The following is a 25,528-nucleotide window of genomic DNA, read 5'->3' as shown; positions in this document are numbered from 1 at the left end:
ACCCGGTTTTGCGGACTGCCGATCGATCGGGACGTTCTTTGCGTCAGGTTGAATCGTGAAGCAGGCGCAGGTTAGTCAAACGACTTACATGTTCGCCAGGGCTGGCATGACCTTGCTTGCCATGAGTTCGATCGTGCGGTTGCCGAAGGCAAGACGCTGGTCGGTCAGGGGACCGGTCGTCGTACCGCAAAGAATATTGCCGATGCCCAATTCCTGGTAGGGACGAAGATGCTCGATAACCGTTTCCGGTGAGCCATAGAGACACCAGGTTCCGATATAGTCCTCATCGAGGGCGTTGGGCGTCCGGTCAGTCTTGGTATTTGCCTCATCGCTTTCTGCGCGACGATTGAAGGCGTTTTCACGATCTACCGCATCCTGATAACCGCGCAGGATAATCTCAAGCTCTTCGCGCGCTTGCTCGTCGGTTTCGGCAATGTGTACAGCCTGATACGTGTGCGTCGTCCAGTCGAGGGCCGACTTGACGGTTGCCTCATCATGTCCGGCCTCGAGCAGCATGCCCTTGTATATGTCGAACCACTTCTTGACGTGGAGGAACGGTTCGGTGCCGCCGATCTTCGGCGGCGTGAATGCCGGTATGAACGCCGGCCAGCCATTCTCTGCGGCACGCCTCGCGCTCGCCTCCTTCATGGCGACCGGCATCAACCGGGCATGGCCCTTGGAATAAGGCGCAGGCGTGATGCGCTGCAGAACCTTGCCCTGGTACGGACCATTGTCGATTTCGACAGCGGGATCCTCCATACGCTTGGCCCAGAGCTTTTCGGCGATGGCAAGGTTACCTTCAGAGATTGGCCCGGCATTCCGATAATCGACTGCGAAGCCGATCATTTCCTCGGGCGTCGTCCCCGAACCGACACCAACGAGCAGCTTGCCGTCGGTGATCTGGTCGAGAAGATTGATCCGTTCCGTCAGGCGCACGGGATGGTGCAGCGGCACGGAGACGACCGAGAAGCCAAAGTGCATGTCCGGCATCTGTGCGGCCAGGTAAGCCGCGTAGATGAAGCTGTCGCTGGCGATAGGCATATAGCCATTGAAGTGGTGGTCCGGCAGAAAGATCGCGTCAAAACCGAGGTTGGAGGCCAGTTTGGCATGGCCTTCCAGGTCTTTCATCAGCTTGCGGTCCTGCTCGGGACCAAGCGAGCGGGCATTAAGGAAAACAGAAAAGCGCATCAGGACCTCTCACAAGACTCACTCTGGCACCGAACCGGACAGGCGTCAGAATCAGTTCAAAACTAGAATTGTTGTTATAGTTATTAGCCGGAGCGTCGAAGCTGTCAACACCGTTTCAGCCGAGGGCCTGCTTTTCGTCAGATATTCTTCAGTAGCGTGGGCAGCGCACGAAAAGTCCTGTGATCGGACAGCTTCGAGCCGTATTCGCCAGCCATTATTCAGTCCCCACCTACGGCCCTTGATACCGCCAAGATCAGATCACGCCTTCGCGGAGCATCTTGACCGCGGCATCGCAAGCACGGGCAGTAAGCGCCATGTACGTGAGCGACGGATTCTGGCAGGCCGACGAACTCATCTGTGCACCGTCGGTGACAAACAGGTTCGGAATGTCATGAGACTGGCTCCATCTGTTCAGCACGGACGTTTTGGGATCCCACCCCATGCGCGCGCCACCCATTTCATGGATGGCTGTGCCTCCAGGCCCCGGGCGATCAAATCCCATGATCACCTGTCCTCCGGCAGCCGTAAGCATCTCGGCAGCCTCGGCTTTTGCCTGCGCGAGCGCTGCGAGCTCCTCCTTGCCAAACGAAAATTCGACATTGAGAAGGGGAAGACCTCGCCCGTCAGTCCGCGATCGATGGAGCGTGAGACGGTTTCGCGCACGCGGCACACAGTCGGCGAAGCCAACAAGCACGGCCCGCCATGGTCCAACTTCATGCATACGGGTCTTGAATTCTTTCCCGACTCCGGCTTCGCGCTTTGCCCTTGTCCAAGTGCTTTGCATGGCTCCACCCTGGAAGGAGAAGCCTCGGGTGTGACCAATCCCGTCAATTTCATCGAGATTGCGATAGCGCGGAATGATGGCCCCGGTCGGGCGATTGCCGAATGTCGTATGATTCTCGAAGCCGGGCATCAGTGCGGCGGCCGAAAGTGTATTGGCATGATCCATGATATGCGTGCCTAGAACCCCGCTTGAATTGGCGAGGCCATGCGGCATGGATTCACATGCCGACTGCAGCATCAACTGCACGGAATTGAATGCGCCGGCATTGAGGAAAACGATCCGCGCCGCGGCCGACTTGCGCTCGTTGTTCTTCGCGTCGATCCAGCGCACGCCGGTAACGCGCCCGTTCTTCGGATCGACATCGACTTTCTCGACGATCGCGTCGGTGATCACGGTCAGTCGACCAGTCGCACTCGCGGCTGGGAGCGTCGAAGATTGGGTCGAGAAGTAGGCGCCATAGGAGCAACCGCGCGCGCAGATACTGCGATATTGGCAATGTGCCCTGCCCTGCTCAGGTTTCGCCTGCGTGAGATTCGCGGTGCGGCCGATAGTGAGGCAGCGGCCCGGCCAACGCGCACCGATCACCTCTCTCAGGTGCTGTTCAACGACGTTGAGTGCCATGGGGGGCTGAAACTTGCCGTCGGGAAGTTGAGCGAGTCCCTCTGCCGCGCCCGAGACACCGATGAATTCTTCTACGTGGTCATACCATGGTGCCAGATCGGCGTAGCGTATCGGCCAATCGGTACCGTGTCCGTCGCGCTTGTTTGCGCCGAAATCATAGTCCGACCAACGATAGGACTGCCTCCCCCATGTAAGCGAACGTCCTCCGAGCTGATAGCTGCGGAACCAGGTGAAATCCGTGTCCGCAGCAGTCGCATAGGGATTATCCTTGTCACTGACGAAATGATCCTCGGTGAACTCGGTAAAGTGTCGATTGAGCATCTGAACCGGGTATTCCCGCTTGTACATCTCAATGTCGCCGATGCCCCGAAACGGCATTTCCCACGGTGCCTTTGTTTCTCGATCATAGTCGACCTGGTGTCGGATATTGCGCCCCCGTTCCAGCATGAGCACCTTGAGGCCCGCTTCAGTCAATTCCTTGGCGGCCCAACCTCCGGTGATGCCCGAGCCGACCACGATCGCGTCAAAATCCATCCTTAGTTCCTTAGCCAAAATCCAAGGCAGTCCAGTCGCTAGAGAAGGCACGATCATCCTGGTTGATTGGCAAGTCCGGATCCCAGCGCCCGGGAACGGGTTCGTAGCCCAGCTCCTGCGAGCCGCCGACTTCCGTGGTATAATACCCCGTCAGGATGAGCGCCTTGATCGTACGCCAGGGATGATGCGGACGGTCCTGACCGAATGCTTCTGAATCGAGTGCTTTCAAGAGGGTCTTTCTCCGCTGCGGCGAGAATGTCATGAAATGGCCGCTACCCCTGATCCCAAGGTCGTGCTCAAGCCATTGCAGATGCCGCAAGGAACCATCAGGCCTAGTGAAGGGCGTCAGGGCCGACACATCGCCTGTCGCCAAGGGTGTCCGCGATCCTTCAAGACCGTGCGCAAGGGCGACAATGACGAAATCGCCGACGCCCAGCTCTCCTGCTCCTGGTGTATCGGTCCTGGGGATGACGATATCACTGACACCTGCGATCATTTGCCGCTGAAGGTCGCTCGTTGCTTCCAGATCTTCAGGATTGGAGAATTGAACCGCTGCTGCAGGTATGCCCAAGGCTAAGCTCCACAATGCAAGACCGCCGGCGAATTCGCGGCGACGCATCCCAGTGGCTGCATTTTGCGTCATGACCCGATACTTCTCCCACAGCCCGACTTCTGGCGCCGAGTCACCGTTCATTATTATAATTTTGGTTATAGTTACAGCGGAAAATGTCTGCCCATGCTCTGCATAAAATAAGGGGGCAGAGCCTTGCTCCGCCCCCCAAACCACACAGCTCCAATCGGATCAGAAATCAACGCCGACGCGTATACCGTAAGTCCTTGGCGCGCCGAACTGCCAGTTGAAAATATCGTCCGGACCGGCAGAAACGAAGCTGCCGTACGTCAGTGGCCGCTTGTTTTCAATGTTCCGGACGAAGGCCGTTACACTGAATTTGCCGTTGTCCGGCTTGTACTCGAGACTCGCTCCCGATTGTGTGAATGCCCGCTGCTTGCCGTCGCGGTAATTGTAGAAATCAGTGAAATACGAACTCTTGAACAAGGTGTCGGCTCGGGCGGTAACCTTGCCGGCTTCGCCAAGATCGAACACGTGCTCATATGCCATGGTGATGATGAACTTGGGCGAGAACGGAGTCGTATTGCCCGCAAAGCTGGGCTGCTGCACTCCCGGTGCGATCGGATCGAGGTCGCCGATTCCATTCAGGCCGCATCCAACGCAAACGACGTTAAACTGAGCAAACAGCTCGTCGTACTGCGAATTGAGATAGTTAAAGCTCGCGTTGAAACGATCGTTTTCACTCAGCTCAATCGCGGCCTCTGCTTCCACCCCCCAGATCGTCGCCTTACCGGCATTGAAGATCTGGTTACCCACGGTGGTATCGAGCAGCACTGAAACCTGCAGATCTTTGTAGTCGTAGTAGAAGCCGCTCAGATTAAACTGGTGCTGCCCCCTGTCGCCGAAGTTCTTCTTGATGCCCAACTCATAGGCCGTATTGGTCTCGGGCTTGTAGGTACCGACCGAATCGAAGCCCCCTCCCTTGAAGCCCGTCGTAGCCTTTGCGTAGACGAGGGTCGTGGGGTCAGGCTTCCAATTGAGTCCGGCAAGCCAGGTTACCTTGCTTTCCTTGCTACCGAGATCGAGCGTCTGGACATACGCGAGGTCTGCGAAGTCCTTGCGGTCAGAACCAGCTCCAAGAAGCGCGAAATCCGGCGGACCATTCCCGAATGGTGAAGCATTGAGATAAAGTGCCGAACGCTTGTTATGCGTGTAGCGCAAGCCACCTACAGCAGTCAGACTTTCGGTGATGGGAACCTCGACCTGACCGAATGCGGATGCACTTTCACTGTCGACCAGACGCCGGAAATAACTGAGGAACGTACCTGGCCCGCCAGGAGGCTGATCAAAGATGAAGCTCGGCAGGAGGAATCCGCTTTCGCGGGCGAGCTTCTCCTTGAAATAGAATCCACCCACCTGGTAGATTACTCCGCCTATAGTTCCGTTCAGGCGCAGTTCGTGGCTCTGTGTCTTGGCATCGTCCTGAAACTGGTAGGAGCGGTAGACCACGGGTAGCGTAAGGTACTCGTTTCCGCTGGGATCGCCCTGCTTGAAGTCGCGATAGCCCCCGATGTACGTCAGCGTGGCTTCGGGCCCGAATTCGTAGGCGACGCGGCCGCGTAGCGCCCAGGTTTTCTGGTCAAGTCCTGAGCCAAGTCCGTAGAATGGTGCGTCATACTCGCTGCGATCGATCTGGCTCAGCAGGTTTGTGTTCGAAGGAACGCAAAGAGTCAGCCCATAGTCGGGCGCCACAGTTTCGAAGCCAGCTGCATTGCATCCCGGTCCGGTCGGCCCATTGCCGGGGGCATTGAGATCGCCCGCAGCGAAGATGGCTGGTCGAAAGTGCCGTTCTGCATATTCGCCTGCCAGGTTAACCGACAGGGCGTCAGTTGGATCGAAGCGTAGCGACAGACGCCCGCCGTAGGACTGGTTATCGTCCGAGCGGCCGGCCTCGTAAGCAGGGAAGACGAAGAAGCCGCCACCGGCGGGATGCTTCACATAGCCATCGCGGTCGTCGTAGAAGCCTGCGATTCGTGCACCGGCCATTTCGCCGATTGGCAGGTCGACACCCGCGTCGAGGCGAATGGCATTGTAGTTGCCATAGCTGGCGGTAGCGTTGAGCCCGAACTCCTTCCCAGGCTTGCGGGTGATGAAGTTGACGGCGCCGCCAGTCGAGTTACGCCCGTACAGCGTACCTTGCGGGCCGCGCAGGACTTCAACACGCTCGAGGTCGAAAAGGGCGACGCTGAAGGCATTAGGGCGATTGATGTATTCACCATCGACATTCGCGACAACCGAAGTGTCCTGCGCTTCGTCGCTGGACGTGGTGCCCACGCCGCGAACCGAGATCTTGACCTGGCCCTGATCCTCGTTGATCTGAACCGAAGGCGAAATCTTGCCCAGGTCGCTGGCATTGCTGAAGCCGGCTTGCGCGATCTTCTCTTGGCCGACGACATCCATAGCGATGGGAACGTCCTGGACGTTCTCGGCACGGTTCTGGGCCGTAACAATGATAATATTGGAATTGTCTTCTTCTACAGATGCTTGCGCGGCCGCCGGCGTTACGTTTGCCAGGCCAGTTGCCAGCAGGCTGACACCCCCCATGAGAATTGCTCTATTTAATAGCAACATCCTCCATCCTCCCATTTTGTTCGAACGATTTTTCGCCCGTAATGTAATTAGTGTTTTAATATCGTTTGCAACATGAGCATGTCAAGCAGACCTTGCAGGTCTGGCTGGATTGATCGATGAAAATTCCCATCGACAAACAAAAATCAGCATTATAGTTTTAACGGAAAGGGGCCGAGCGAGTCTCAAAAGCCAATAAGAATGATCCGGCCGAACGACCGGATGCGTGCGAACCTCGGGAGAATGCAGTGAATTGCAAGCATTTAGGCAGAATCCTTGTCACCGTGTCGGAAAGTGGCACGAAACGATGACTCGCAACGGATCGGCTGGCCAAGGTGCCAAGCTCTCCCTGGTGGAACGCATCAGTTACGGCTTTGGAGATTTCGGCTACAGCCTGCCGTACAATGCCGTCGGCGCGTTCCTGCTCTATTATTACACCGTGGTTGCAAAGATGCCTGCGGGCGCTGTTGGCACGATTTTCCTCACGGCCCGCCTTTTCGATGCTGCCGTCGACATGGGCGTTGGCATTCTCGTCGACAAGACACGTACACGCTGGGGCCAAGCACGGCCCTACATTCTGTTCACTGCCTTACCGTACAGCCTTGTCTTCGTCATGATCTTCATGGTGCCCGACTGGGGGGAATACGGCAAACTCGCCTGGGCATTCGTAACGTTCAATCTGCTGGGCATTCTGATGTCCTTCGGGTCGATACCCTACACTGCCATGCTTCCGATGATAACGCCGGACACTGACGACCGGCTGAAGCTCAGTTCCATGCGCTCGATCGGGACCTCGGTATCGGTGATCCTGGGCACTGCGGCAACGATGCCTCTGGTCTCGCTGTTTGGCGGCGGGGATGAACATAAGGGCTTCCTCTATGTCGCGCTGCTGTTCTCGGCGCTGTCCTTGATCGCCTTGCTTTCGCTCTTCCGCAACTGCCGCGAACGTCATCAGAGCACCACAACAGCCGATTTCCCGATCCTGCCAGCCATCCGCGACATGTTGCGCAATCAGGCCTGGTGGGTCGCCTTCGTATTCACCTTGCTCTACTTCGTTCGCTTCGGCGCCATGATTTCCGTAACGGCCTTCTTCGCTATAGATGTCCTGAAAAAGCCGTGGATGATTTCCGTCATGCTGCCGGCCATTTCCGGAATGCTGCTGCTATCGGCTTTCATCGCTCCGCCAATCCTTTCGCGAACGGGCATTCGATCGGGCTGCGTAGGCGCCCTGCTGGTATCAGTCGGACTTTTCTCGCTGCTGCCGTGGCTCGAATCCGCGCCACTTGCTTTCCTTGCGGTCTACTTCGCTGCCTCGATCACAACTTCGCTTACGATCACCGCCATTTTCACCATGATTGCGGAAGCAGTAGATTTCCATGAGAAACTCTTTGGCGTGCGCTACGAAGGCCTGTTGTCTGCAGGGGTCAGCCTGGCAACCAAGATCGGCATGGCGGTAGGGTCTGCGGCAATCGCCTATTGCCTTGCCTGGGCCAACTATGTGCCCGAAGCGGTTACCGAAGAGGCACGCAGCGTGATCCGCTGGTCTTACTACGGCTGGCCGATCGTACTTTTGACCCTGCAACTGATCTGCATTCTGTTCTGGCCGATCGGGCGAACGAGCAAGTCACGTGGCGAAACCACCGAATACGAGGAGCTGGACTGCGTATCCGCGCAGCCCTGACATACCTCAAAGAGGGAGAAACTTGTGAACCTACTGAGAAGCGCAGCAACCGGCGCGGCCATTGCGATGCTCACTGTTCCGGCTGTGGCACAGGTCATCGTCCACCCACCCTATCGCCCACCCGAAACCGTACAGCGCGTTGCCATTCCGGTTGATCCAGCCGAGAAGCGGATCAGCGTCCTTATCATCAGCGGTCAGAACAGCTATGAGCACGACTGGACTGGCGTCGACAACATGTTGCGCACCCTGCTACAGGACAGCGGCCGCTTCGACGTCAGGATAACGGAGGATTTCGACCATGGCAGCCTAGCCATGCTGAAAACCTATGACGTTGTAATCCTCAACTACTCTTCGCGCTGGGTCTATGACGACAAGGAGGAGCACCGCTGGTCGCCCGAAGCCGAAAAGGCGCTGTTCGACTACGTCCGGCAAGGCGGCGGCCTGGTCGCCTACCATTCCTCATTCACCTGGGGCTACAATTGGCCCGAATACCGGGATCTGATCGGAGCCGTCATGGAGCCGGGCTCGAGCCGACGTTCTCCACCCGGAGCATTCCCGGTGCATATCGTCGACCGTGAGCATCCAATTACCGCTGGCATGCGCGAATATGTATGGACCTACAACGACGACATGTACACGAACATGAGTTTTGCGCCCGGCGCGAAGATTCATGTTCTCGCCACAGCGCATGATGCCGCAGCGAGCTATGACCCGAAGCTGGCCGGCCCGAAATACCCGGCAGGGGCTTACACCAAGGAAAAGCTGGCGAAGATGCACGGCATCAATGCCGATCATCCCCAGGTATGGACGCAGGACTACGGCAAGGGACGTGTCTTCTCGATTACCATCGGCCACGACGAAGTATCACTCCACTTCGCCGGACTGCAGACGCTTATCCTGCGCGGAACGGAATGGGCCGGGACGGGTAAGGTGACGCTGTCCGTGCCCGATGATGCAGCGGATTTTCCAACCTCTCCCTGACAACGGCCTCTGAGCCATCGCTACGGTTCCGTGAACGACCAATCCCCGCCGATAGCGAACGACAAAGAGCCCGCCATGCCCGGTAAGGCATGGCGGGCCCTTCTCAATTACAGTCGCTAACCTAGTACGCGAAAGTTTCGCTGAACGTGCGATAGGGTTCTGGCGGCCGCGCTTCCAATCTCTGCGCGGTGTCGGTGCGGTAAGTATTGTTCGGAACCGACGCCGGGCCGTCCGCCTTGGGCATGAACACCGGCTTGCCATCGTCCCCCATATACATGAGGTCGACGTTGAAGGAATCGTCCTGGGCAGTTGCGGCGAACGGGATCCATCCCATCCCGTAAGGCGCGCGCGCAACCTCGAAGCAATGGAAGTGCCAGATCTTCCACTGCCCATCCTGCTTAATGAAGTCGATGCCGTACTTGAGGTAGACGTTGTGCATCCAGACTTTCTTGCCGTCGACCATTTCCTTTTCGAACATCCAGTCGGGCATGTTCTTCGCGTGCTCGGGATCGGTGAGGCCAGACTCGAGACCATTGACTATCCATAGGCCCTTTGCCGTCTGGCCATCGCCAGCCACTTCGATGACAGGCGTCGTCACATAGTGGAACAGCAGCTTCCCGATCGGAGAAGGCCGGTCACGATGGTAGGACATGATACTGTCCCAATTGGTGTAAACGCCGAGGTTCGAATACTGGGAGCGTATATCCGGAGTACCCTTCTTGGCCCACAGCGAAACGATCTGGTTATCCTGAAACGCATTGTGCAGATACATGTATCGGGAGAACAGGTTCTCGACATCGGCGCGATCCGCATTGGCCTGTGCTGTCTTCTGCAATTCGGCGACCTTGGCTTCAAGCTTGGCGACCTGCCCCGATTCAGTGCCGGCAGCCCACGCCGCCTGACCGGCCAGGCAGGTTGACGCGAGCATGCTGTATGCGGCGATCCGCCACATGACTTTCTTCACCATTCAGACTTCTCCCATTTTGAAGTTATCTTCTTCCACGAAATGCCGGTCAGCCCGATCACACCAATCAGGGCGAGTGAGAGGATAGCGTTCTGTGGAAGAGCGCCGATCTCACCGTGGGCGGCATGGAAAAGCGCCGCGATCAATTGGTTCAGGATAAGCAACATAGCGCCGGTGCGGGCCACGACTTGCGTGCGAACAGAAACGGCACCGAGGAGCAGAACGGCGCACAAGATCTCGCTCAGGCCAACCGCACGCCCTAACGCTTCAGGCAGCCAGATTGTCCACGCCCCGTATTGTCGCAATTCCTCAAGCGCGGCAAAGGTCTTGTTCCATCCGACAAAGATGAAGAAGGCGGCCAGCGGAAATGCCAGGAGTGTGGCGATCAGACGACCTGCCAACGGATGGTAGACCTTCATCTTTGAAGCCACGACCGGCGCGATGGCTCCGGGGCCACGAACAACTTCCACGAAGAGATTTCGACGGCCACAACATCCACTGAAAACTCGAAACCCCGTCTGTTCTTCGGCGGCGCCATACCTATCTCTCCCTCCGAAACTCTATAACTAGTATTTTAGTTTCATACAAGGCGGACTTGGCTGTCAACGATGATGGATGACGGAGACACTTGGCTGACGAGCGGCGGACTGTGTAATCGGCGCAATTGTGCCCGATGCCGGTGTGATACCGGGTCGTCCGCGTCCCCACAAAAAACTGCTTTCAAAGAATTAATAAAAATTGACGTTTCGGTTATAATACTGTTTGGTTGATGCATGTCCGATCGAGCAAAAGTCGCAGAACGAGCCACAAAAACGTCAGCCCGAACTCCGCAACAAAGTCGGAGCAAGGCGACACTTGAAAGAATGCTCGCTGCCGCCCGCGCGCTGATGCTGGAGCGCGGCAGCGAAGATTTTACCCTGATCGATGTCGAGAAGCTCGGAAAGGTCTCCATCGGCTCGATCTATCTGCGCTTCAACTCGAAAGATAATCTCGTCCGCGCCGTCATTACCGAGGCGCTGGCCCAGATCCAGGCGGCAGAAGACGTCCTGCTCAAGCAAGTGATGGCTAAAGCGACCAGCCTGGAAGAATTCATTCCAGCTTACACCGATGGCTTTGCCGAGATCCTGAAAGGCAATGCGCCGATATTGCGCCTCAGCATGCAAAGGGCAGAGGATGATCCGGTGATCAAGGAATCCGGTCGGGCCGCAGCCCAGCATTCCATCACGCAATTCACTGAGGCAATAACGAGCTTCTCTGGCGAAATCGCAGGCCAGGTCGATATGAAAGTATTTGCGGCGTATCAGATCATATATGCCGTACTGGCACGCGGGCTGAACCTGAGCCCGAATGGCGGCGCCGAACAGCACTACCAGTGGGATATGCTCAAACGTGAACTGGGCAAAATGGTTCTAGCCTATCTATGCACGGATAATTGAGCACTGGCTTATTGGAGTCGAAGAGCAGCTCGTTCATCAAAGGACCTACCCGAGTCAGTCCAAGTAAATTGTCATCCCTTGGCGTATCACCGGCAGTCGAGGAACGTCGCTTCGAAGGCTATCATCAGTGCCAAGGCATCTTCCGTTTCCGGCACAGGAGTACGTTGAGCACCTGATCTGCGGCAAGCAGCCACTCTACCCCGCTCTCGCTGGCCGCTTTTGAAGTAACTTGCGTGCCGGAGAAGTTGCCCCCCTATCCCGTCGAAGGTCCGTCGCCTCCAAGGCGCCATCATCGTATGTGGGACGCAGTGCCTGGCCGCCAGTTCTCACCAACGGTTGGCGCGCCATGAATCTCTTGAGGCTCGCTCTCGCATGGCTTCGATGAAGGCGCGCACTGCGGGCATGGCCGCCCGGCTGGAATGGTAGAGGAGTTGTACAGGCAAGGCCGGTGGCGCCTGATCATCGAGCAGGCTCACCAATCGCCCGGCACGTAGCGCCCCCGCAACCTGATAACTGAGCACGTTGACCACGCCGGCTCCCGCCTCGGCTGCAGCAATGCGCGCGGCAATGTCGTTGATGACCAGCCGGGGCTGCACTTCAACCTTTAGCGCCTTGTCCTGACCGAACCGCCAGACATTGTCCGGCCTGATCGAGGAGCCGTCTATGCAGTCATGCCGGGCCAGATCGGCAGGTTGCTTCGGCATTCCCCGCTGATCGAGGTAACCGGGGCTCGCGACAATCACTTGCCGCACGGCGCCAAGCTGCACTCTCATCAGGGTGCTGTCGGTCAGTTCGCCGATACGTACTGCAACGTCGATACCTTCCTCGACGATTCGCACATTACGGTTGAGCAACAGCATCCTTGCCGAAAGGCCGGCATGGCTGGCCAGCAGCCCCGCCACGACGGGCAGGACATGCATGCGCCCGAACAGGACCGGCGCGGTCACGCGCAATTCCCCCTGCGGCGCGCCGCCGCGGCCCATCACCAGATGTTCGGCCTCGCGCAAGTCGGCAAGCAGTCCCCTTGCGCGCTCCAGCAAGGCTGCCCCCTCGTGCGAGAGGGCCACCGTCCGGGTCGAGCGGTGAAACAGGGTAACGCCAAGATGCGCCTCGAGCGCCGCGATGGTGCGCGTCATCTTCGCCGGTGACTGGCCAAGCGCCCGGGCAGCACCGGCAAAACTCCCGTGCTCCGCAATCTCGACGAAAGTGTTCAGGGCCTCAAATCGATCCATGGATAATTTCACATCATGAAATAGTGACTGCCAATATCTGGCAATTATCGCAGAAACTGACCAGTGCTAATCGTGTTGCCATGACAGCGAACTATCTCACGACCATGCTCGGCAAAGCATCGAGGGCCATGCAGGCGCGGGCCGGATCGCGCGATTCCTACGCGGCGATGGAAGCGCGCGCAGATGGGCTTCCCGATCCTCTTGGACAACGGGAGGCTGAGTTCATCGCGGCACGCGACAGCTTCTACCTGGCCAGCGTCACCGCCGACGGCTGGCCCTACGTCCAGCATCGCGGAGGCCCGGCCGGCTTCCTGCATCACCTGGGCAGCAATCGCATCGGCTTTGCCGACTTTCGCGGGAACCGCCAGTACATGTCGGCCGGGAACGTGGCCAAGGAGGATCGCGTGGCGCTAATGCTCGTCGACTATCCGGCGCGGCGACGGCTCAAGCTGATCGGCCATGCCAGTCGCATCGCGCTTTCGGAGGATCCCGAAACGGTCCTGGCACTGATGCCGGAGGGCTATTCGGCGGCACCGGAAGGCGCCTTCGTCATCGATGTCGTGGCCTTCGACTGGAATTGCCCGCAGCACATTACGCCGCGCTGGACGGCACGGGACATTGCCAACATGCAAAGGAGCGGAGAATGGCCACAGATATGAATTCCACGAAGTTGACACAGGGCGCCCATCACGTGGGCCTTGCCGTGCGCGACCTCGAGGAAGCCTGCGGATTCTTCATCGATGCCCTCGACTTCGAACGCGTTGGCGAAGTGCCGGACTATCCGGCCGCTTTCGTATCCGATGGCACCACCTTGCTGACCTTGTGGCAAGTTGCGGATCCGCAGTCGGCACGCGACTTCGACCGGCGCGCCAACATCGGCCTGCATCACCTCGCCCTGCGCGTGGCTGACGAAGAACGGCTGAATATAGTGTTCGAGCGTGTCCGCACCCATCCCGGCACGCGCATCGAATTTGCCCCCGAGCCGATCCGTGCCGGATCGCGTACAAGGCATTTCATCTGTGCGATGCCCGGCGGCATTCGGGTCGAATTCGCGACACCTTTTGCATGACAGGAGCCCGAACCATGTCCCGACCGCCCTTGCCCCCGTTCTCTGCCGCCAGTGCCGCCGAGAAAGTGCAGGCTGCCGAAGACGGCTGGAACAGTCGCGATCCTGCCAGGGTCGCCCTCGCCTATACGCCCGATAGCATCTGGCGAAATCGCAGCGAGTTCCTGCAGGGTCGCGAAGCGATCGAGGCGTTCCTGACCCGCAAGTGGGAGAAAGAACGCGACTACCGCCTGATCAAGGAACTCTGGGCTCACGATGGCAACCGCATCGCCGTGCGCTTTGCATACGAATGGCGCGACGATGCCGGGCAATGGTACCGCAGCTACGGCAACGAGAACTGGCAGTTCGCCCCCGACGGGCTGATGGAGCGGCGCATCGCCAGCATCAACGACCTGCCGATCGCACAGGAGGATCGCCTGTTCCACTGGCCCAGTGGATCCCGACCGGCCGATCATCCGGGCCTTTCCGATTTGGGCCTTTGAGCGCGAGCCATGCAGTCATATCGAGGAAGACAGATGCGGCGAATAGGCGCATAAAGCGGGACTAACAGGGCGATACGCGTAAGGAGTCCTGCGCGATGGGCATGACCAACAAGGAAACCCGCACCAACATCGGCGAAGTGGCAGAAGGGATCTGGCGCATCAATACGCCGGTGGCGATAGACGAAAACACCGCCTTCTCCTTCAACCAATACCTGGTGGAGGCGCAATTGCCTCTGCTCTTCCATACCGGCCCGCATCAGCTATTCCCGGTTGTACGCGAGGCTGTCGAACAGGTCATGCCCTGCTCGCGGCTTCGCTATGTGGGCTTCTGCCACATGGAAGCGGACGAGTGCGGTTCGCTCAACGAATGGCTCGCCTGCGCGCCCGACGCCGTGCCGCTTTGCAGCGCAGTAGGCGCAATGACATCGATCGGCGACATCGCCAGCCGCGCGCCGAAGGTCCTGCCAGAAGGCGAGGTACTCGATCTGGGCGGCCGGGAAGTGCAGTGGTTCGATGCCCCACACGTGCCCCATGGCTGGGACAACGGATTCCTGTTCGAAAGGGTCACGCGCACCCTGTTTTGCGGCGACCTGTTCACGCAGCCCGGCGAAGGCGAGGAAGTCCTTACCGAAGGCGACATCCTTGGCCCCAGCGAGGCGTTCCGGCGGGTCATGGACTACTATGCCCACGGTCCCGAGACCGGGCCTACTCTGGCCCGGCTGGCCGCCAGCAAGCCGCAGGTGCTGGCCTGCATGCACGGCAGCGCCTGGCGCGGCGACGGTGAACGGCTTCTGGGGGAACTCGCAAGGGCATTGGCCGCCTGAACCATGCGCGGGACGGCAACCGGCGATCAACCGCGGCCTTTTTCCGGCCCAGCCTGCCGCGAACTGAAAGCGTGCCCTTTCTGCGGCTCACAAGACGTAGGTTACTTCGAACACGTGTACGCGCGGCATTTCTCCGTCATGTGCAGATCATGCGGCGCAGAAGGGCCGCCCCGATCGGAGCACGAGGAAGCAGCAAGGCTCTGGAACAGGAGAGCCTGAGGCCCGCGGCATAGACCAATGCCCACCCCGGTCCGAAACTGGCGCTTCCAGCCCGGATGCGACTGGAATTGAACGCCGGATCAGGGCACCCATGGCAAATGAACGGTAAATCGCATCAATTGCGCCTGGCCGGCTGGCTTTGGCTCCTTGCAGGCCTGTCCTACCTGTCAGCCGAGACGATCGCCGCGGCGGCCTTCCCGAACTACAGCTATGCGAGCAACTACGTCAGCGACCTTGGCGTGCCTTATGCCGATGTCATCGACGATCGCGTGCTGCGCTCCGGCCTTGCCTGGGTCATGAACTGGTGCGGGTTCATTCTCGACGGCGCGCTGTTCGCCGCGGCGAGCGTGGTTGCCACACAGCTCGCGCGAAGGGCGAAAGTCGGTGCGGGAAGCGGCGTGAAACCGTGGGCTGCGATCTTTCTGGCACTAGCCCTCATTCACTCGGGCGGAACGGTGCTGGTCGGACTGGTCCACAGCGGCAGTCGCGAACTGGCTTCAGGCATCGATCGATACCATGTGCTTGGCGCAGCCATGGCGATTCTGGGCGGAAACCTCGCGCTGATCGCTGCGGCCATTCTCGCACGGCGGCTTGGCCTGCCTCCAGCGTGGCGCAGGGCCAGTGCCGGGCTCGGCCTGTTCGGACTGGGCAGTCTGGCCCTGCTCGAAGTGAACCGGACCGGTGGGATTACCATGCTGCCAGACGGCGTGCTCGAGCGCGCCAGCATCTACCCGATTACTGCATGGGAGGTCGTAACGGGCCTGACGCTCCTGGTCGCCGGTTCCAGGTTCGAAGCGGCCGCGCCGGCGGAGACCGGCGCGACCTGACCCGTCAGAGGATCGCGGCGATGCCCGCCTTGGCAATCTGGGCGTCCTGATCGGACTTCACGCCGGAGACGCCCACTGCGCCCACAAAATCGCCATCGACCACGATCGGCACGCCGCCCTCGAGCAACGCACCCATGCCCGGTGCCGACAGCATCGACACGCGACCGTTGTTGATCATATCTTCGTAGACGTTCGACTCGCGCTTCCCCATGATCGAGGTCAGCGCCTTGGCCGGGGCCATGTGCGCGGTACTCGGCGAGGCTCCGTCGAGGCGCAGCATGCCAAGCAGGTGTCCCCCGTCATCCACGACGGCGATCGCCACGGCCCAGCCGTTCCTGACGGCTTCGGCTTCGGCGGCGGCAAGGATCGCCTTGACGTCGGCGGCTTCGAGACTGTGCTTGGTTTTCATGACTTTCCATTCGGCTTGATCGCTCCGACCGAAATGATCGGAGCGGATCTGGTGAGGTGAAGGGCACAGCCCTTAGCAGCGAGGACGATGTGCACCAGAGCGAATGCGCGCCTTGTCGACAGACGAAAGGCGCGAAGGCGTCGCGACGATCGATCCCACTGGCGTCCCCGCAACGATGCGCCTAGGGGGGCCCGCATGTCGATTGCCCGTAATCTCGAACAGCTCGGAAAGCTCGTATCCGTCGACCACGGATGGCCCGCGGCCAAGGCGTTCAAAGCCTACCGGATGTCGGACAGCGATCGCGCCGCGCTGTCGGCACGTGCGGTCGATTTGCTCAAGGTATTTCCTCCGGTCCCGGGTACATGCGCCCTGATGAGCGCCGCCCTTGCCGTGAGCCTGGAAGGGCGCCTCAGCGCGCCGGTCTATCTCGTCGCCGGCACGCTGTCAGTCGAGGGCGTTCCGGTCTTCGGGGATCGGCACCCCATCGACGGAGCGCAGGTCTTCGCCACCTCCAATCCGGACTGGAACGGCCACGTCTGGGCGATGGTCGGCCCCTACATCGTCGACATTTTGATTTTCCGCACCGCCTATTCCAGCGTGGGACCCGCACGGCTTGCCCGGCATATCCTCTCGACGTTCGGCCCCAACAAGGGTCTCTACGTCGATCTGTGGCGCCACACGGGACGCGTTGGCCTCGGCTACGAGCCGCAATATGTCCTGAGCAGTGACGAAGTCACCGCGCTGATGCAAGGCGCCTACAAGGTCATGACGCAGGCCAACGCCGACAAGGATGAGGCCACCGACTAAGGCGCCGCGCGATCGAGCGCGGGGTAACGATCGAGCAGCGCGCTGGCGACGCCATTCGTCCAGCCGAAGCCGTCCTGCAGCGGGTATTCGCCGCCGCCGCCGGGCAGGCTTTCCTCCACGTCGTACTTCTCCAGCATCTTTCCCGTCTCCTGATAAGTGCGTGCGACAGTCGCGATCCAACGCGAGGCAATCGTTCGGGCAAGCTCCCCATGGCCATTGCGATCGAGGCCGCTCACCGCGATCCACTGCAGCGGCGCCCAGCCGTTCGGGGCATCCCATTGCTGGCCGGTGCGGTTCAGGGTGGTCCTGAGCCCACCTGGTGCCAGCAGTTGCGCGTGGGTGAGATCGGCAACCGCATCGGCCTGTTCCCTTGAAGCCATGCCGACGAAGAGCGGATAAAGCGTCGCGGCCGAAAGCGCGACCGAGGGCTGTCCTTCGGCAAGCAGCCAGTCGGCATAATGGCCTTCGCCCGCTTGCCACAGAAAGCGATCCATTGCCGCCTTGCGGCGATCCGCGCGCTGCGCGAAATCCTGCACACAAGTGCCATCGCCTGCCGCGCCGCAGCCTTGTGCGATGCGCCTCTCCATGGCCCATAGCAGCGCATTGAGATCGACGGGGACAACATCCGTCGTGCGTATGGTGGCAAGCGTCTTGCCGTTACCCAGCCAGCGCGAGGAAAAGTCCCAGCCACTTTCCGCAGCAGCGCGCAAATCGCGATAGACCTCCCCGTGAGGACGGCCTGACGCTGCCTTCGCGCTTGCCCTGTCCTCTGCAAAGGATTCATCGCGCGGGCTGTCGCGGTTGTCCCAATAGCGGTTGAGGAGGCTGCCATCGGGCATCCGCACGACGCGCAGGCAAGCCCCCTGCCGCCGGGCGCAGGCACTGCCAGCCATCCAGAACGCGTATTCAATGCGCAGCGCCTGCAAGCGGCGCGCCTGCACTTTGGCGTCTGGCTCTTTCGATAAATCGAGCATCAGGGCAAAAAAGGGCGGCTGCGATCGACTGACATAGTAGGTCCGCGTGCCGTTCGGGATGTGGCCGAAGCGCTCGATCAGGCTGGTGAAATCGCCGAGCATCGATTCCACCAGTGCATGTTCGCCGTCGGCGGCAAGGCCCAGCATGGTGAAATAGCTGTCCCAGTAATAGATCTCGCGGAAGCGGCCACCGGGCACGACATAGGGACCCGGTAACGCGATGCGCGATTCCCCCGGGACTACGGGTGCCGGCTGGCGAACCAGTTGGGACCAGAGCTTGCGAATATGCGCGCGCAGGCCCGTTTTGCCGATATCGTTGACCCCGGGCACGGTAAAGCGTTCGAGGACGAAAGACTTGAGCGCCGCATCGTCCACTGGCGGCGCAGCGCTGTAGTCGGCCATGATCTCGGCAGGCGGCTCCCGCGGGACGGCATCGGCGAAAGTCTTGTTGTCATCGAAGATGCGGCGCTCCTGCACCGCAACGAAGAGATCGCCGTAAAGGTCGGCGGGCGACGGCGGCGGCGGCGGCGCGTTGCCCAGCGCGACACCAACCAGCGCGAGCGCGGCCAGTCTCGAAAAACGACGCACGGCCTGCCTCATCGCGTCATCTCCTCCTTTGGCTTTGCAGAATCATGACATAACCCAAAGCGCCGTAACGCAGAAATCGGCCACCGCGGCCTTGCATATGCTGCGAGGAAAACAGCAGGGCGCGGGACCATCCCAACCACAGGATAACCCGCTGGACCGACTGGACGCGGCAATCGCGGCACGGCTAACGGCCCGGCATGAGTATCATTGCCACGATCATGAATTCGACCACCGGACTTGCAATCCAGAAGATGAAATTCGAGCGGATGCCCAAGCCGTGGGTTACCTTCCACCTCGAAAACGGCGAGCAGGTGACCGCCGACCGGGTTCATGTCGGCAAGCCAGCCCCCGGCAAGTTCATCACCCCCGTCGAAGTCTGGGTGACGCCCAAGAGCTGATCCCCCCGCGCGCAAGCGAACAACGAACATTCCATCCCGCCACGAGGCAGGGCGCAAGCCCTGCCTTGTCTGCGTCATGGGCCGCAGACCGTCCGCTTCAGGCAAACCTGCTCTTCACGCCGTGAAAGCGAATCTCCATTTGTCTATTTATTTTGTAGAGTTTAAATCCTTCTCAAGGGACACCGGACGAACGGACAGAGAGATTCGCACGCGTGCCCTGAATTAGGGGGGTTTTGGAACATGCTTGATCAACTGGATCTGCTTCACGCCCTGGCAGGGCTTCTGGTCGGCCTGCTCGTCGGCATGACCGGCGTCGGCGGTGGATCGCTGATGACGCCACTGCTGGTCCTGATGTTCGGTGTCAGCCCCCAGACGGCGGTCGGCACCGACCTGCTCTATGCCGCGATAACCAAGATCACCGGTACGACGGTTCACGGCTGGCGCGATACGGTGGACTGGAAGATCGTGCGCAGGCTCGCCTATGGCAGCATTCCCGCCACGATCCTGACGCTTGCCGTCATCGCCCATCTTGGCAAGGTCAGCGACTACAGCCAACATATCATCCTGTTTTCACTGGCGGTTCTTCTTGCGATCACCGCCTGCACCGTGATCTTCCGCAGCCGCCTTGCGCGCTTCGCGCAGGACCGTGGACCGCTCGAACCGACATCCCGGGTGACCGGCGCGACGGTCCTGTTGGGCGCGGCGATCGGCGTTGCCGTCTCGATCTCCTCGGTAGGTGCCGGCGCGATCGGCGTAACGGTCCTGCTCATGCTCTATCCACGCCTGCCAATGGTCCGCATCGTCGGCTCGGACATCGCCCATGCCGTGCCGCTCGCCCTGATTGCCGGCGTCGGACACTGGATCATCGGAGACGTCGACGGCACCTTGCTGACCAACCTGCTCGTCGGCTCCATTCCGGGGGTCATCGTCGGCAGTATGCTGTCCACCCGCGCGCCCGAAAAGATCCTGAGGCCCTTGCTCGCCATCGTCCTGGCACTGTCGTCGTGGCAGCTTTTCGTCAAGGCGACCACGCCTGTCGAGGCCGGAGCGAAGTCATCCGCAAGTTCCGCGGGCAGCACTCTTGCGGCACCCAACGGCTCAGGTCAGAAGTGACGCCGGTGACCGGATTGCCCGGCCAGTTGAAAGTTTGACTGCATGGACGTGCAACTCGTGGTCATCTGTCTGCTGACAGCAGGCATCAACCTGATCGGAACGCTGGCCTACGCAGCGCGCATCGCCGGGGTGCGCACGCGCAGGATCGCGATGAGCTTTGCGCTCTTCAACATCCTCGTCCTCGTCAGCCGCACTTCGAACAGCTTTCTGGGGCCCTTTCTTGCCAAGCGGATTGAGAGCCGGCTGGCGATTGGTGGCGGCGATGCGCTGCTGGGGGACTTTCGCATGGTGCTGATGTCGGCAACGCTGGCCGTGGCCCTCGGCATCGCCCTGATCCCAACCAGCCAGCGCCTCTTCGTCAATGCCATCGGCTATTTCCAGCGCCATCGTTCGACCAGCCGCATGGTGCTGCGCGCTGCATCGCCGGCCGGTTTGCGCTCGATCCGCACCTCGATCCGCGCCCCGCGCTATGAGCACATCCGCGAGCTGACCAAACCTCGGGGCGTGGGGTGGGGCGTACTGGTGGCCAACTGCCTGGCCCAGGCGCTTATCACGGTCGGTGTGCTCGCCTCGCTCTATGCCGGATACCTCAATCCGCAATATCGCGTCACCGCCTCGCAGCTGTCTGCAGTGATCAATGGCTTTGCGACGATCCTGCTCTTCGCCCTGATCGATCCGCAGCTCTCGGTGATGACCGACGATGTCGTGGAAGGCCGGGTCAGCGATCCGCTGTTTCGCCGCACGATCATCTGGATCAGCTTCAGCCGCCTTGCCGGAACCGTGCTCGCGCAGGCTTTCTTCGTACCTGCCGCAAGCCTCGTCGCCTGGATCGCCTTCGTGGTGTGATCGCAGCGCAGGATCGTCCCATTTCGGTCACACATTCGGCCGTTTCACGACGGCCGCTACAGTAGCCCCCTGAAAGGATTGGGGAATGCAAGTGGGACCGTCAGCTCGTCGCAAAAGCTAACTCTTCCGGCTCTTTTGCGCTATTCTGACCTCTGCGTGAGACGAACGATTCTCCCGCCGCGAGGGTTGCCAATATCCGTGTTGAACCCGGCTCGCCATGACATTGCGCGGGCCATGGCGAGGAGCAGATTATGGCATCCGTTATCGAAGCCTACAGGGACGAAAAGGGCAATCTCCACCACGAGCCGTCCAGCGCCATCATAGCCGACATCGCGGCCGCATTGGGGCGTGTCGGCGATGAAGGCGGCCTGACCGAGGGCGTCGCGCGCCTGATCCTGGAAAAGCGCGCAGCCATCGAAAAGGCCTTTGGCGATCTCGACCGACTGGAAGGCAATTCACTGACGGTCATCGATGTAAGCGACCACTTGCGGGTCCAGTCGATTTCAGCCTGACCCGCCGCACACAGGGCCAAGCCAACTCCTTTCCCAAGGCTTCCTGCCAGCTGACGTCGGCGTCCATGCGCTTCGACTAGTCATTTGGCAGGTTGCACGAACTTTGCTCCTCCCCTCAAATGAACACTGCGGCAAGGCCCCACGAAAAGCGGGTGTTGCAACGAAGGGAGAGGGTTCATGCATCCGGTCGAAAACGCGCCCGCCAACCTTTCACGCGTCCTGTCGCCCATCGCGATCGGGCCTATCCATATCCCGAACCGCGTGGTTCGCACCGGGCATGGTACCGGGATCGGCAAGGGCACGATGAATCCTGCCCTGATCGCCTATCACGTCGAGCGCGCCAGGGGCGGCGTGGGACTGACCATCATCGAAGCATTGGCCGTGGGCACCAGCGCCTATCCCTTCCTCGTCTCCGGCGCGCCGGGCCTCGTTGAAGGCTACCGGGATCTCGTGGCGCTGTGCGCGCCGTATGGCATGAAGATCTTCCAGCAAATCGGCCACCTCGGCAACGAGATTCCTGAACTGGACGGTTCGCCTCCGTGGTCCTCGTCGGACAGCGTCGGAGCCATGGTCGGCATCCCGTCTCAGGCGATGAGCCTCGCGCAGATGGATTTCCTCGTCGAATGCTACGTCAGGGCGGCACGGGACTGCGCCGATGGCGGACTCGACGGCGTGGAACTGCACATGGCACACGGCTATCTCCTGCAGCAGTTCCTCTCGCCGCTCTACAACCGGCGGAAGGATGCCTACGGCGGCAGCTTCGAGAACCGCATGCGCCTTCCGGTCAGGCTCCTCGAAGCGGTCCGTGCGGCAATCCCCGAGACCATGGCCCTGGGCGTCCGCCTGAGCAGCGAGCCGTTCGAAGGCGGGCTTTCGCCCGAGGACATCAAATGCATCGCCGACCACTTTGCAGACAGGGGCCTGATCGACTTCCTGAACCTCTCCTCGGGCACCGACTACAATCCGCACAAGATCATCGGGGCCATGCACGAGCCGGCCGGCTACGAACTGGAGGGCGATCGTCCGGCTGCCCATGCCAGCAAGGTCCCGGTCATCGTCACGGGGCGCTTCCGCACCCTTGAGGAAGCCGAACAGGTGATCCGCGAAGGCGATGGCGACCTTGTCGGCATGACCCGCGCGCACATCGCCGATCCTGCCATCGTGCGCAAAACCATCGAAGGACGCACAGATGACGTGCGCCCCTGCATCGGCTGCAACCACGGTTGCATTGGCGGCCTGCTCACAGGCGGACAGATCGGTTGCACCGTCAATGTCGCGGTCGGGCTGGAGGCCACGCTATCGGAGGATCTCATCGGACCTTCGGAGAACCCGCGCCGGGTGCTGGTCGTCGGCGGCGGTCCGTCCGGACTCGAAGCCGCCCGGGTCGCCGCCATGCGCGGACACACGGTCGTACTGGCCGAAGCCTCTCCGCACCTGGGCGGTGCAGTCAATATCGCCGCACTGGCACCGAGACGCGCAGGGATCGCCGATATCGTCCATTGGCTGGAACGCGAGGTGCGGCGCTGCGGCGTCGACATCCGCCTGTCGACCTACGTCGATGCCGAGGACATCGCGGACTACGCACCCGATGCCGTCATCGTGGCAACCGGCTCGTTGCCTCGGCTCGATGGCGCGCAGCATCGCTCGCCGGGCCTCTTGGCCAGGGGCATGGATCATGCTTCCGTCGTCTCCAGCCACGAAGTGCTGACCGAGGGCAGCAACCGCAACTGGGGCAGCCGTGCCGTCGTGTTCGACGATACCGGGCACTACGAGGCGGTCGCAGCCGCAGAATACCTCGTCGCCAGGGGCCTGGCAGTAACCTTCGTCACGCCGCACAAGTCCTTCGCTCCCGGCCTGGAACCGGCACTCAGCGATGAAGCCGCGCTCGAACGGCTGGCCGCAGACGGAAACCTGCGCCTGATCACCTATGGCGAATTGCTTTCGGTAGGCGACGGCGGCGTGGAGGTGCGGCACCGCTTTGGCGGCGGCGCATTCCATGTCGATGCCGATACGGTCGTGTTCGTCTCGCACAATGCACCCAACCGCGACCTGATCGACGGGTTGGCCGATGCCCCCTTCCCCGTGATCGCGGTGGGAGACGTGCGCAGCCCGCGCTACCTGCAGACCGCGATCCGCGAGGGGCACATGGCCGCACGCAGCCTTTAATACGGCCTCACCCCAGGGTAATGTAGCCCAGTTGCGAAGCCTTGAAGAGAGTCTGGCAACGGTTCACCGCGTTGAGCTTGAGCGAGGCATTGTGGATGTGGAACCGCACGGTCGCGCGCGAGCGCGAGATGATCATGCCGATTTCCAGGTCCGTCTTGCCCAGCGCAGCCCAGCGCAGGCACTCGACTTCTCGCTTCGACAGCAATGCGCCCGAAGGCAGCGCTCTCGCCCCGCCCATCAACTTGACGTAAGTCGTCACGAAGAGCCGCGAATAGATCGCCAGCATGTCGCCGTGGGCGGCGAAGATATCGGACAGGTCCGTGCGCGACTGGTCCTGCGGCGTCAGGCAGACGACGCCGATCTGGCCGAACGCCATGTGGACCGGCACCACGATAGCAGCGCTGGTCAGGGCCCGCGCCGCGAAATCGACAAGGTCGATCGCGTCGAGATAATGGTTCGCCGCGTGCGCATGGAAGCCCTCGGCATTGACCCAGAAGGGTTCGGTCTCGAACCGACAGGCCATCGTGATCGGCGATTGCAGGGCGATGCGCGAATTGCGCCACCAGACTTCCTCGTCGCCGCCCCAGCCGAAGACATCCCGGGCCAGCACGTTGCCCGCCGCATCCACGGGTGTTCGCTTGTCCGTCAGGTCATGCGCACACGCGACGCGCAGCCCCTTGGCCGCCGCAAGGTCACGCAGGAATTCGGCGGCAGGGCGGATGTCGCTCTCACCGGAAATCCGCACGGCATCGAGTTCGGCCAGAGTCAGCTCGCCTACAGGCGAGCGCTCGCGCCTGAATTCGACCTCGATCACCGATGACGGTCGCGGCCTCGCCGCCAGCCTGCTCATTGAGATCATCTTGCCTCCTCCTCTTCCTCTTCGGCACGTGATCAGGCCCTGTCGCCGGGCTCTCCCGCCACGTACTTCGTCATCGTGTCCTGGAATTGCCGAATGCGTATTTCCTGGTAGTTGGCGTAGTTCACCTCGCCCGTCTTCGAAGCCTTCAGCCCTGCCTGGACATACGGCAGGTTCTCCATGTCCTGTTCGAAAACCTCTCCCAGCATTCCCAGCTCAGGTGCCTCGGTCCATTTCTGGTCGAGCGTGAGGTACCTGAGCAGAGCGCCGTGCGGCATCGGCTCGCCCTTCTTGACGCGGGCAAGAATGCGCACTTCCATCACGCAGGTATCGGGCGTCTCTCCCGGAAACCAGCGATAGACGATGTTCGGCATGAAACCGCCCCACGGCGCGAAGTTCGGGAAGACGTTATAGACGAGGCCATCCAGCAATTCGCAGTCGCTGGCGTCTGCATGATCGTAGCCGGTCTGGTCGGTATAAACCGCACGCATCGCCTCCCCGAGGGCCTCACGCGCGGTTTTCCCCTCGGGAACCGTGATCGCCATTGGGTCCGCTTCGGGATCGTAATTGTCCGATGAGCGCCCGTTGTACTTGGCGAATTCGTCGACGATCCACTGCTCGCCCTGCCCTTCGGCAATGTGGGGGCTCATGATCCCGAAGGGCACGAGATTGACGTTCACATTGTCGCCATAAGTGCGATAGCCCGCATTGCAGTCCCCGGTGAAAGGCAGCAGCTGCGGGTGGGTGACGATGGTGTGCCAGGCCTCCATGAAGGCTTCCATCACGACCTTCCAGTTTGCCGGCACTTCCTTGGCCACGCG

26 protein-coding genes are annotated in these 25,528 nt (G+C 60.7%); 15 read left to right on the top strand and 11 right to left on the bottom strand.

What is annotated here, in order from left to right; translation table 11 throughout:
* Positions 1 to 84: 84 nt before the first annotated feature.
* The 4 genes from B5483_RS13410 to B5483_RS13395 all read right to left on the bottom strand — a co-directional run bounded on the left by B5483_RS13410 (position 85) and on the right by B5483_RS13395 (position 6,302).
* Positions 85 to 1,188: an LLM class flavin-dependent oxidoreductase gene (locus B5483_RS13410; protein WP_054948015.1), complete on the bottom strand. Its 1,104-nt coding sequence runs from the start codon at positions 1,186 to 1,188 to the stop codon at positions 85 to 87.
* Positions 1,189 to 1,441: 253 nt separating this feature from the next.
* Positions 1,442 to 3,127, bottom strand: a complete 1,686-nt coding sequence (locus B5483_RS13405; RefSeq protein ID WP_079730747.1) for a GMC oxidoreductase — start codon at positions 3,125 to 3,127, stop codon at positions 1,442 to 1,444.
* A 10-nt stretch (positions 3,128 to 3,137) separates the two neighbouring features.
* Positions 3,138 to 3,821: a gluconate 2-dehydrogenase subunit 3 family protein gene (locus B5483_RS13400; RefSeq protein ID WP_245829185.1), complete on the bottom strand. Its 684-nt coding sequence runs from the start codon at positions 3,819 to 3,821 to the stop codon at positions 3,138 to 3,140.
* 108 nt (positions 3,822 to 3,929) lie between these two features.
* Positions 3,930 to 6,302 (bottom strand): TonB-dependent receptor, encoded by a 2,373-nt coding sequence (locus tag B5483_RS13395; protein WP_245829183.1) that lies wholly within the window; start codon positions 6,300 to 6,302, stop codon positions 3,930 to 3,932.
* Positions 6,303 to 6,552: 250 nt separating this feature from the next.
* Between B5483_RS13395 and B5483_RS13390 the strand changes: the two genes are divergently transcribed.
* Together B5483_RS13390 and B5483_RS13385 are read left to right on the top strand one after the other, a co-directional pair.
* Positions 6,553 to 8,007 (top strand): MFS transporter, encoded by a 1,455-nt coding sequence (locus B5483_RS13390; protein WP_245829181.1) that lies wholly within the window; start codon positions 6,553 to 6,555, stop codon positions 8,005 to 8,007.
* Positions 8,008 to 8,031: 24 nt separating this feature from the next.
* Positions 8,032 to 8,988 carry a ThuA domain-containing protein gene (locus B5483_RS13385; RefSeq protein ID WP_245829179.1) on the top strand — a complete coding sequence of 319 codons (957 nt, stop codon included), beginning with the start codon at positions 8,032 to 8,034 and terminating at the stop codon, positions 8,986 to 8,988.
* 121 nt (positions 8,989 to 9,109) lie between these two features.
* On the opposite strand, the gene B5483_RS13380 is transcribed toward B5483_RS13385, so the two are convergent.
* Both B5483_RS13380 and B5483_RS13375 read right to left on the bottom strand, forming a co-directional pair.
* Entirely contained in the window at positions 9,110 to 9,955 is an 846-nt protein-coding gene (locus tag B5483_RS13380) for a nuclear transport factor 2 family protein (RefSeq protein ID WP_245829177.1), read from the bottom strand.
* On the bottom strand, positions 9,949 to 10,371 hold the full coding sequence (locus B5483_RS13375; RefSeq protein WP_079730743.1) for a DoxX family protein: 423 nt from the start codon (positions 10,369 to 10,371) through the stop codon (positions 9,949 to 9,951). The genes B5483_RS13380 and B5483_RS13375 overlap by 7 nt, the downstream gene beginning before the upstream one ends.
* 354 nt (positions 10,372 to 10,725) lie before the next feature.
* Between B5483_RS13375 and B5483_RS13370 the strand changes: the two genes are divergently transcribed.
* Positions 10,726 to 11,388, top strand: a complete 663-nt coding sequence (locus tag B5483_RS13370; protein ID WP_079730742.1) for a TetR/AcrR family transcriptional regulator — start codon at positions 10,726 to 10,728, stop codon at positions 11,386 to 11,388.
* Positions 11,389 to 11,714: 326 nt separating this feature from the next.
* Here the strand turns inward: B5483_RS13370 and B5483_RS13365 are convergent, their stop codons facing one another.
* On the bottom strand, positions 11,715 to 12,620 hold the full coding sequence (locus B5483_RS13365) for a LysR family transcriptional regulator (RefSeq protein ID WP_054948022.1): 906 nt from the start codon (positions 12,618 to 12,620) through the stop codon (positions 11,715 to 11,717).
* A gap of 80 nt (positions 12,621 to 12,700) precedes the next feature.
* Here B5483_RS13365 and B5483_RS13360 point away from each other — a divergent pair, with 80 nt between their 5' ends.
* The 6 genes from B5483_RS13360 to B5483_RS13335 all read left to right on the top strand — a co-directional run bounded on the left by B5483_RS13360 (position 12,701) and on the right by B5483_RS13335 (position 16,038).
* The gene (locus B5483_RS13360) at positions 12,701 to 13,279 is read left to right on the top strand and encodes a pyridoxamine 5'-phosphate oxidase family protein (RefSeq protein ID WP_079730741.1); all 579 of its coding nucleotides are present in this window, start codon (positions 12,701 to 12,703) and stop codon (positions 13,277 to 13,279) included.
* Positions 13,276 to 13,689 (top strand): VOC family protein, encoded by a 414-nt coding sequence (locus B5483_RS13355; RefSeq protein ID WP_079730740.1) that lies wholly within the window; start codon positions 13,276 to 13,278, stop codon positions 13,687 to 13,689. The genes B5483_RS13360 and B5483_RS13355 overlap by 4 nt, the downstream gene beginning before the upstream one ends.
* Positions 13,690 to 13,703: 14 nt before the next feature.
* Complete coding sequence (locus tag B5483_RS13350; RefSeq protein ID WP_054944291.1) at positions 13,704 to 14,168, top strand: nuclear transport factor 2 family protein; 465 nt, start codon at positions 13,704 to 13,706, stop codon at positions 14,166 to 14,168.
* 95 nt (positions 14,169 to 14,263) lie between these two features.
* The gene (locus B5483_RS13345; RefSeq protein ID WP_079730739.1) at positions 14,264 to 14,992 is read left to right on the top strand and encodes an oxygen-binding di-iron domain-containing protein; all 729 of its coding nucleotides are present in this window, start codon (positions 14,264 to 14,266) and stop codon (positions 14,990 to 14,992) included.
* 3 nt (positions 14,993 to 14,995) lie between these two features.
* Entirely contained in the window at positions 14,996 to 15,211 is a 216-nt protein-coding gene (locus B5483_RS23755) for a Lar family restriction alleviation protein (RefSeq protein ID WP_079730738.1), read from the top strand.
* A 98-nt stretch (positions 15,212 to 15,309) separates the two neighbouring features.
* Entirely contained in the window at positions 15,310 to 16,038 is a 729-nt protein-coding gene (locus B5483_RS13335) for a DUF998 domain-containing protein (RefSeq protein WP_054944293.1), read from the top strand.
* Positions 16,039 to 16,042: 4 nt separating this feature from the next.
* Here the strand turns inward: B5483_RS13335 and B5483_RS13330 are convergent, their stop codons facing one another.
* Positions 16,043 to 16,447, bottom strand: a complete 405-nt coding sequence (locus B5483_RS13330) for a GlcG/HbpS family heme-binding protein (RefSeq protein ID WP_079730737.1) — start codon at positions 16,445 to 16,447, stop codon at positions 16,043 to 16,045.
* Positions 16,448 to 16,642: 195 nt separating this feature from the next.
* Here B5483_RS13330 and B5483_RS13325 point away from each other — a divergent pair, with 195 nt between their 5' ends.
* Entirely contained in the window at positions 16,643 to 17,254 is a 612-nt protein-coding gene (locus B5483_RS13325) for a hypothetical protein (RefSeq protein WP_079730736.1), read from the top strand.
* Here the strand turns inward: B5483_RS13325 and treF are convergent.
* A complete protein-coding gene (treF, locus tag B5483_RS13320) occupies positions 17,251 to 18,828 on the bottom strand; it encodes an alpha,alpha-trehalase TreF (RefSeq protein WP_079730735.1) in 1,578 nt (525 codons plus the stop codon). The two genes, B5483_RS13325 and treF, sit on opposite strands and share 4 nt — an antisense overlap.
* Positions 18,829 to 19,013: 185 nt before the next feature.
* On the opposite strand from treF, the gene B5483_RS13315 reads away from it, so the two are divergent.
* The 5 genes from B5483_RS13315 (at position 19,014) to B5483_RS13295 (ending at position 23,851) form a co-directional block, all read left to right on the top strand.
* A complete protein-coding gene (locus B5483_RS13315; protein WP_007014665.1) occupies positions 19,014 to 19,214 on the top strand; it encodes a hypothetical protein in 201 nt (66 codons plus the stop codon).
* 240 nt (positions 19,215 to 19,454) lie between these two features.
* The gene (locus B5483_RS13310) at positions 19,455 to 20,327 is read left to right on the top strand and encodes a sulfite exporter TauE/SafE family protein (protein ID WP_054944297.1); all 873 of its coding nucleotides are present in this window, start codon (positions 19,455 to 19,457) and stop codon (positions 20,325 to 20,327) included.
* A 42-nt stretch (positions 20,328 to 20,369) separates the two neighbouring features.
* Positions 20,370 to 21,173 carry a lipid II flippase Amj family protein gene (locus tag B5483_RS13305; protein ID WP_079730734.1) on the top strand — a complete coding sequence of 268 codons (804 nt, stop codon included), beginning with the start codon at positions 20,370 to 20,372 and terminating at the stop codon, positions 21,171 to 21,173.
* Between the two features lie 251 nt (positions 21,174 to 21,424).
* Positions 21,425 to 21,685, top strand: coding sequence for a hypothetical protein (locus B5483_RS13300; protein ID WP_054944299.1), 261 nt, complete (start codon positions 21,425 to 21,427; stop codon positions 21,683 to 21,685).
* 177 nt (positions 21,686 to 21,862) lie between these two features.
* Complete coding sequence (locus B5483_RS13295; RefSeq protein ID WP_079730733.1) at positions 21,863 to 23,851, top strand: oxidoreductase; 1,989 nt, start codon at positions 21,863 to 21,865, stop codon at positions 23,849 to 23,851.
* Positions 23,852 to 23,858: 7 nt separating this feature from the next.
* On the opposite strand, the gene B5483_RS13290 is transcribed toward B5483_RS13295, so the two are convergent.
* The gene (locus tag B5483_RS13290) at positions 23,859 to 24,701 is read right to left on the bottom strand and encodes a helix-turn-helix transcriptional regulator (RefSeq protein WP_245829269.1); all 843 of its coding nucleotides are present in this window, start codon (positions 24,699 to 24,701) and stop codon (positions 23,859 to 23,861) included.
* Positions 24,702 to 24,742: 41 nt separating this feature from the next.
* The coding region (locus tag B5483_RS13285; RefSeq protein ID WP_281251245.1) for an RHO alpha subunit C-terminal catalytic domain-containing protein at positions 24,743 to 25,528 on the bottom strand (786 nt) is incomplete at its 5' end.

It is taken from the genome of Novosphingobium mathurense (assembly GCF_900168325.1).
Classification (GTDB): domain Bacteria; phylum Pseudomonadota; class Alphaproteobacteria; order Sphingomonadales; family Sphingomonadaceae; genus Novosphingobium; species Novosphingobium mathurense.
Note: the sequence above shows the minus strand (reverse complement) of the source record. Positions and strands in the feature narration are given on the sequence as shown.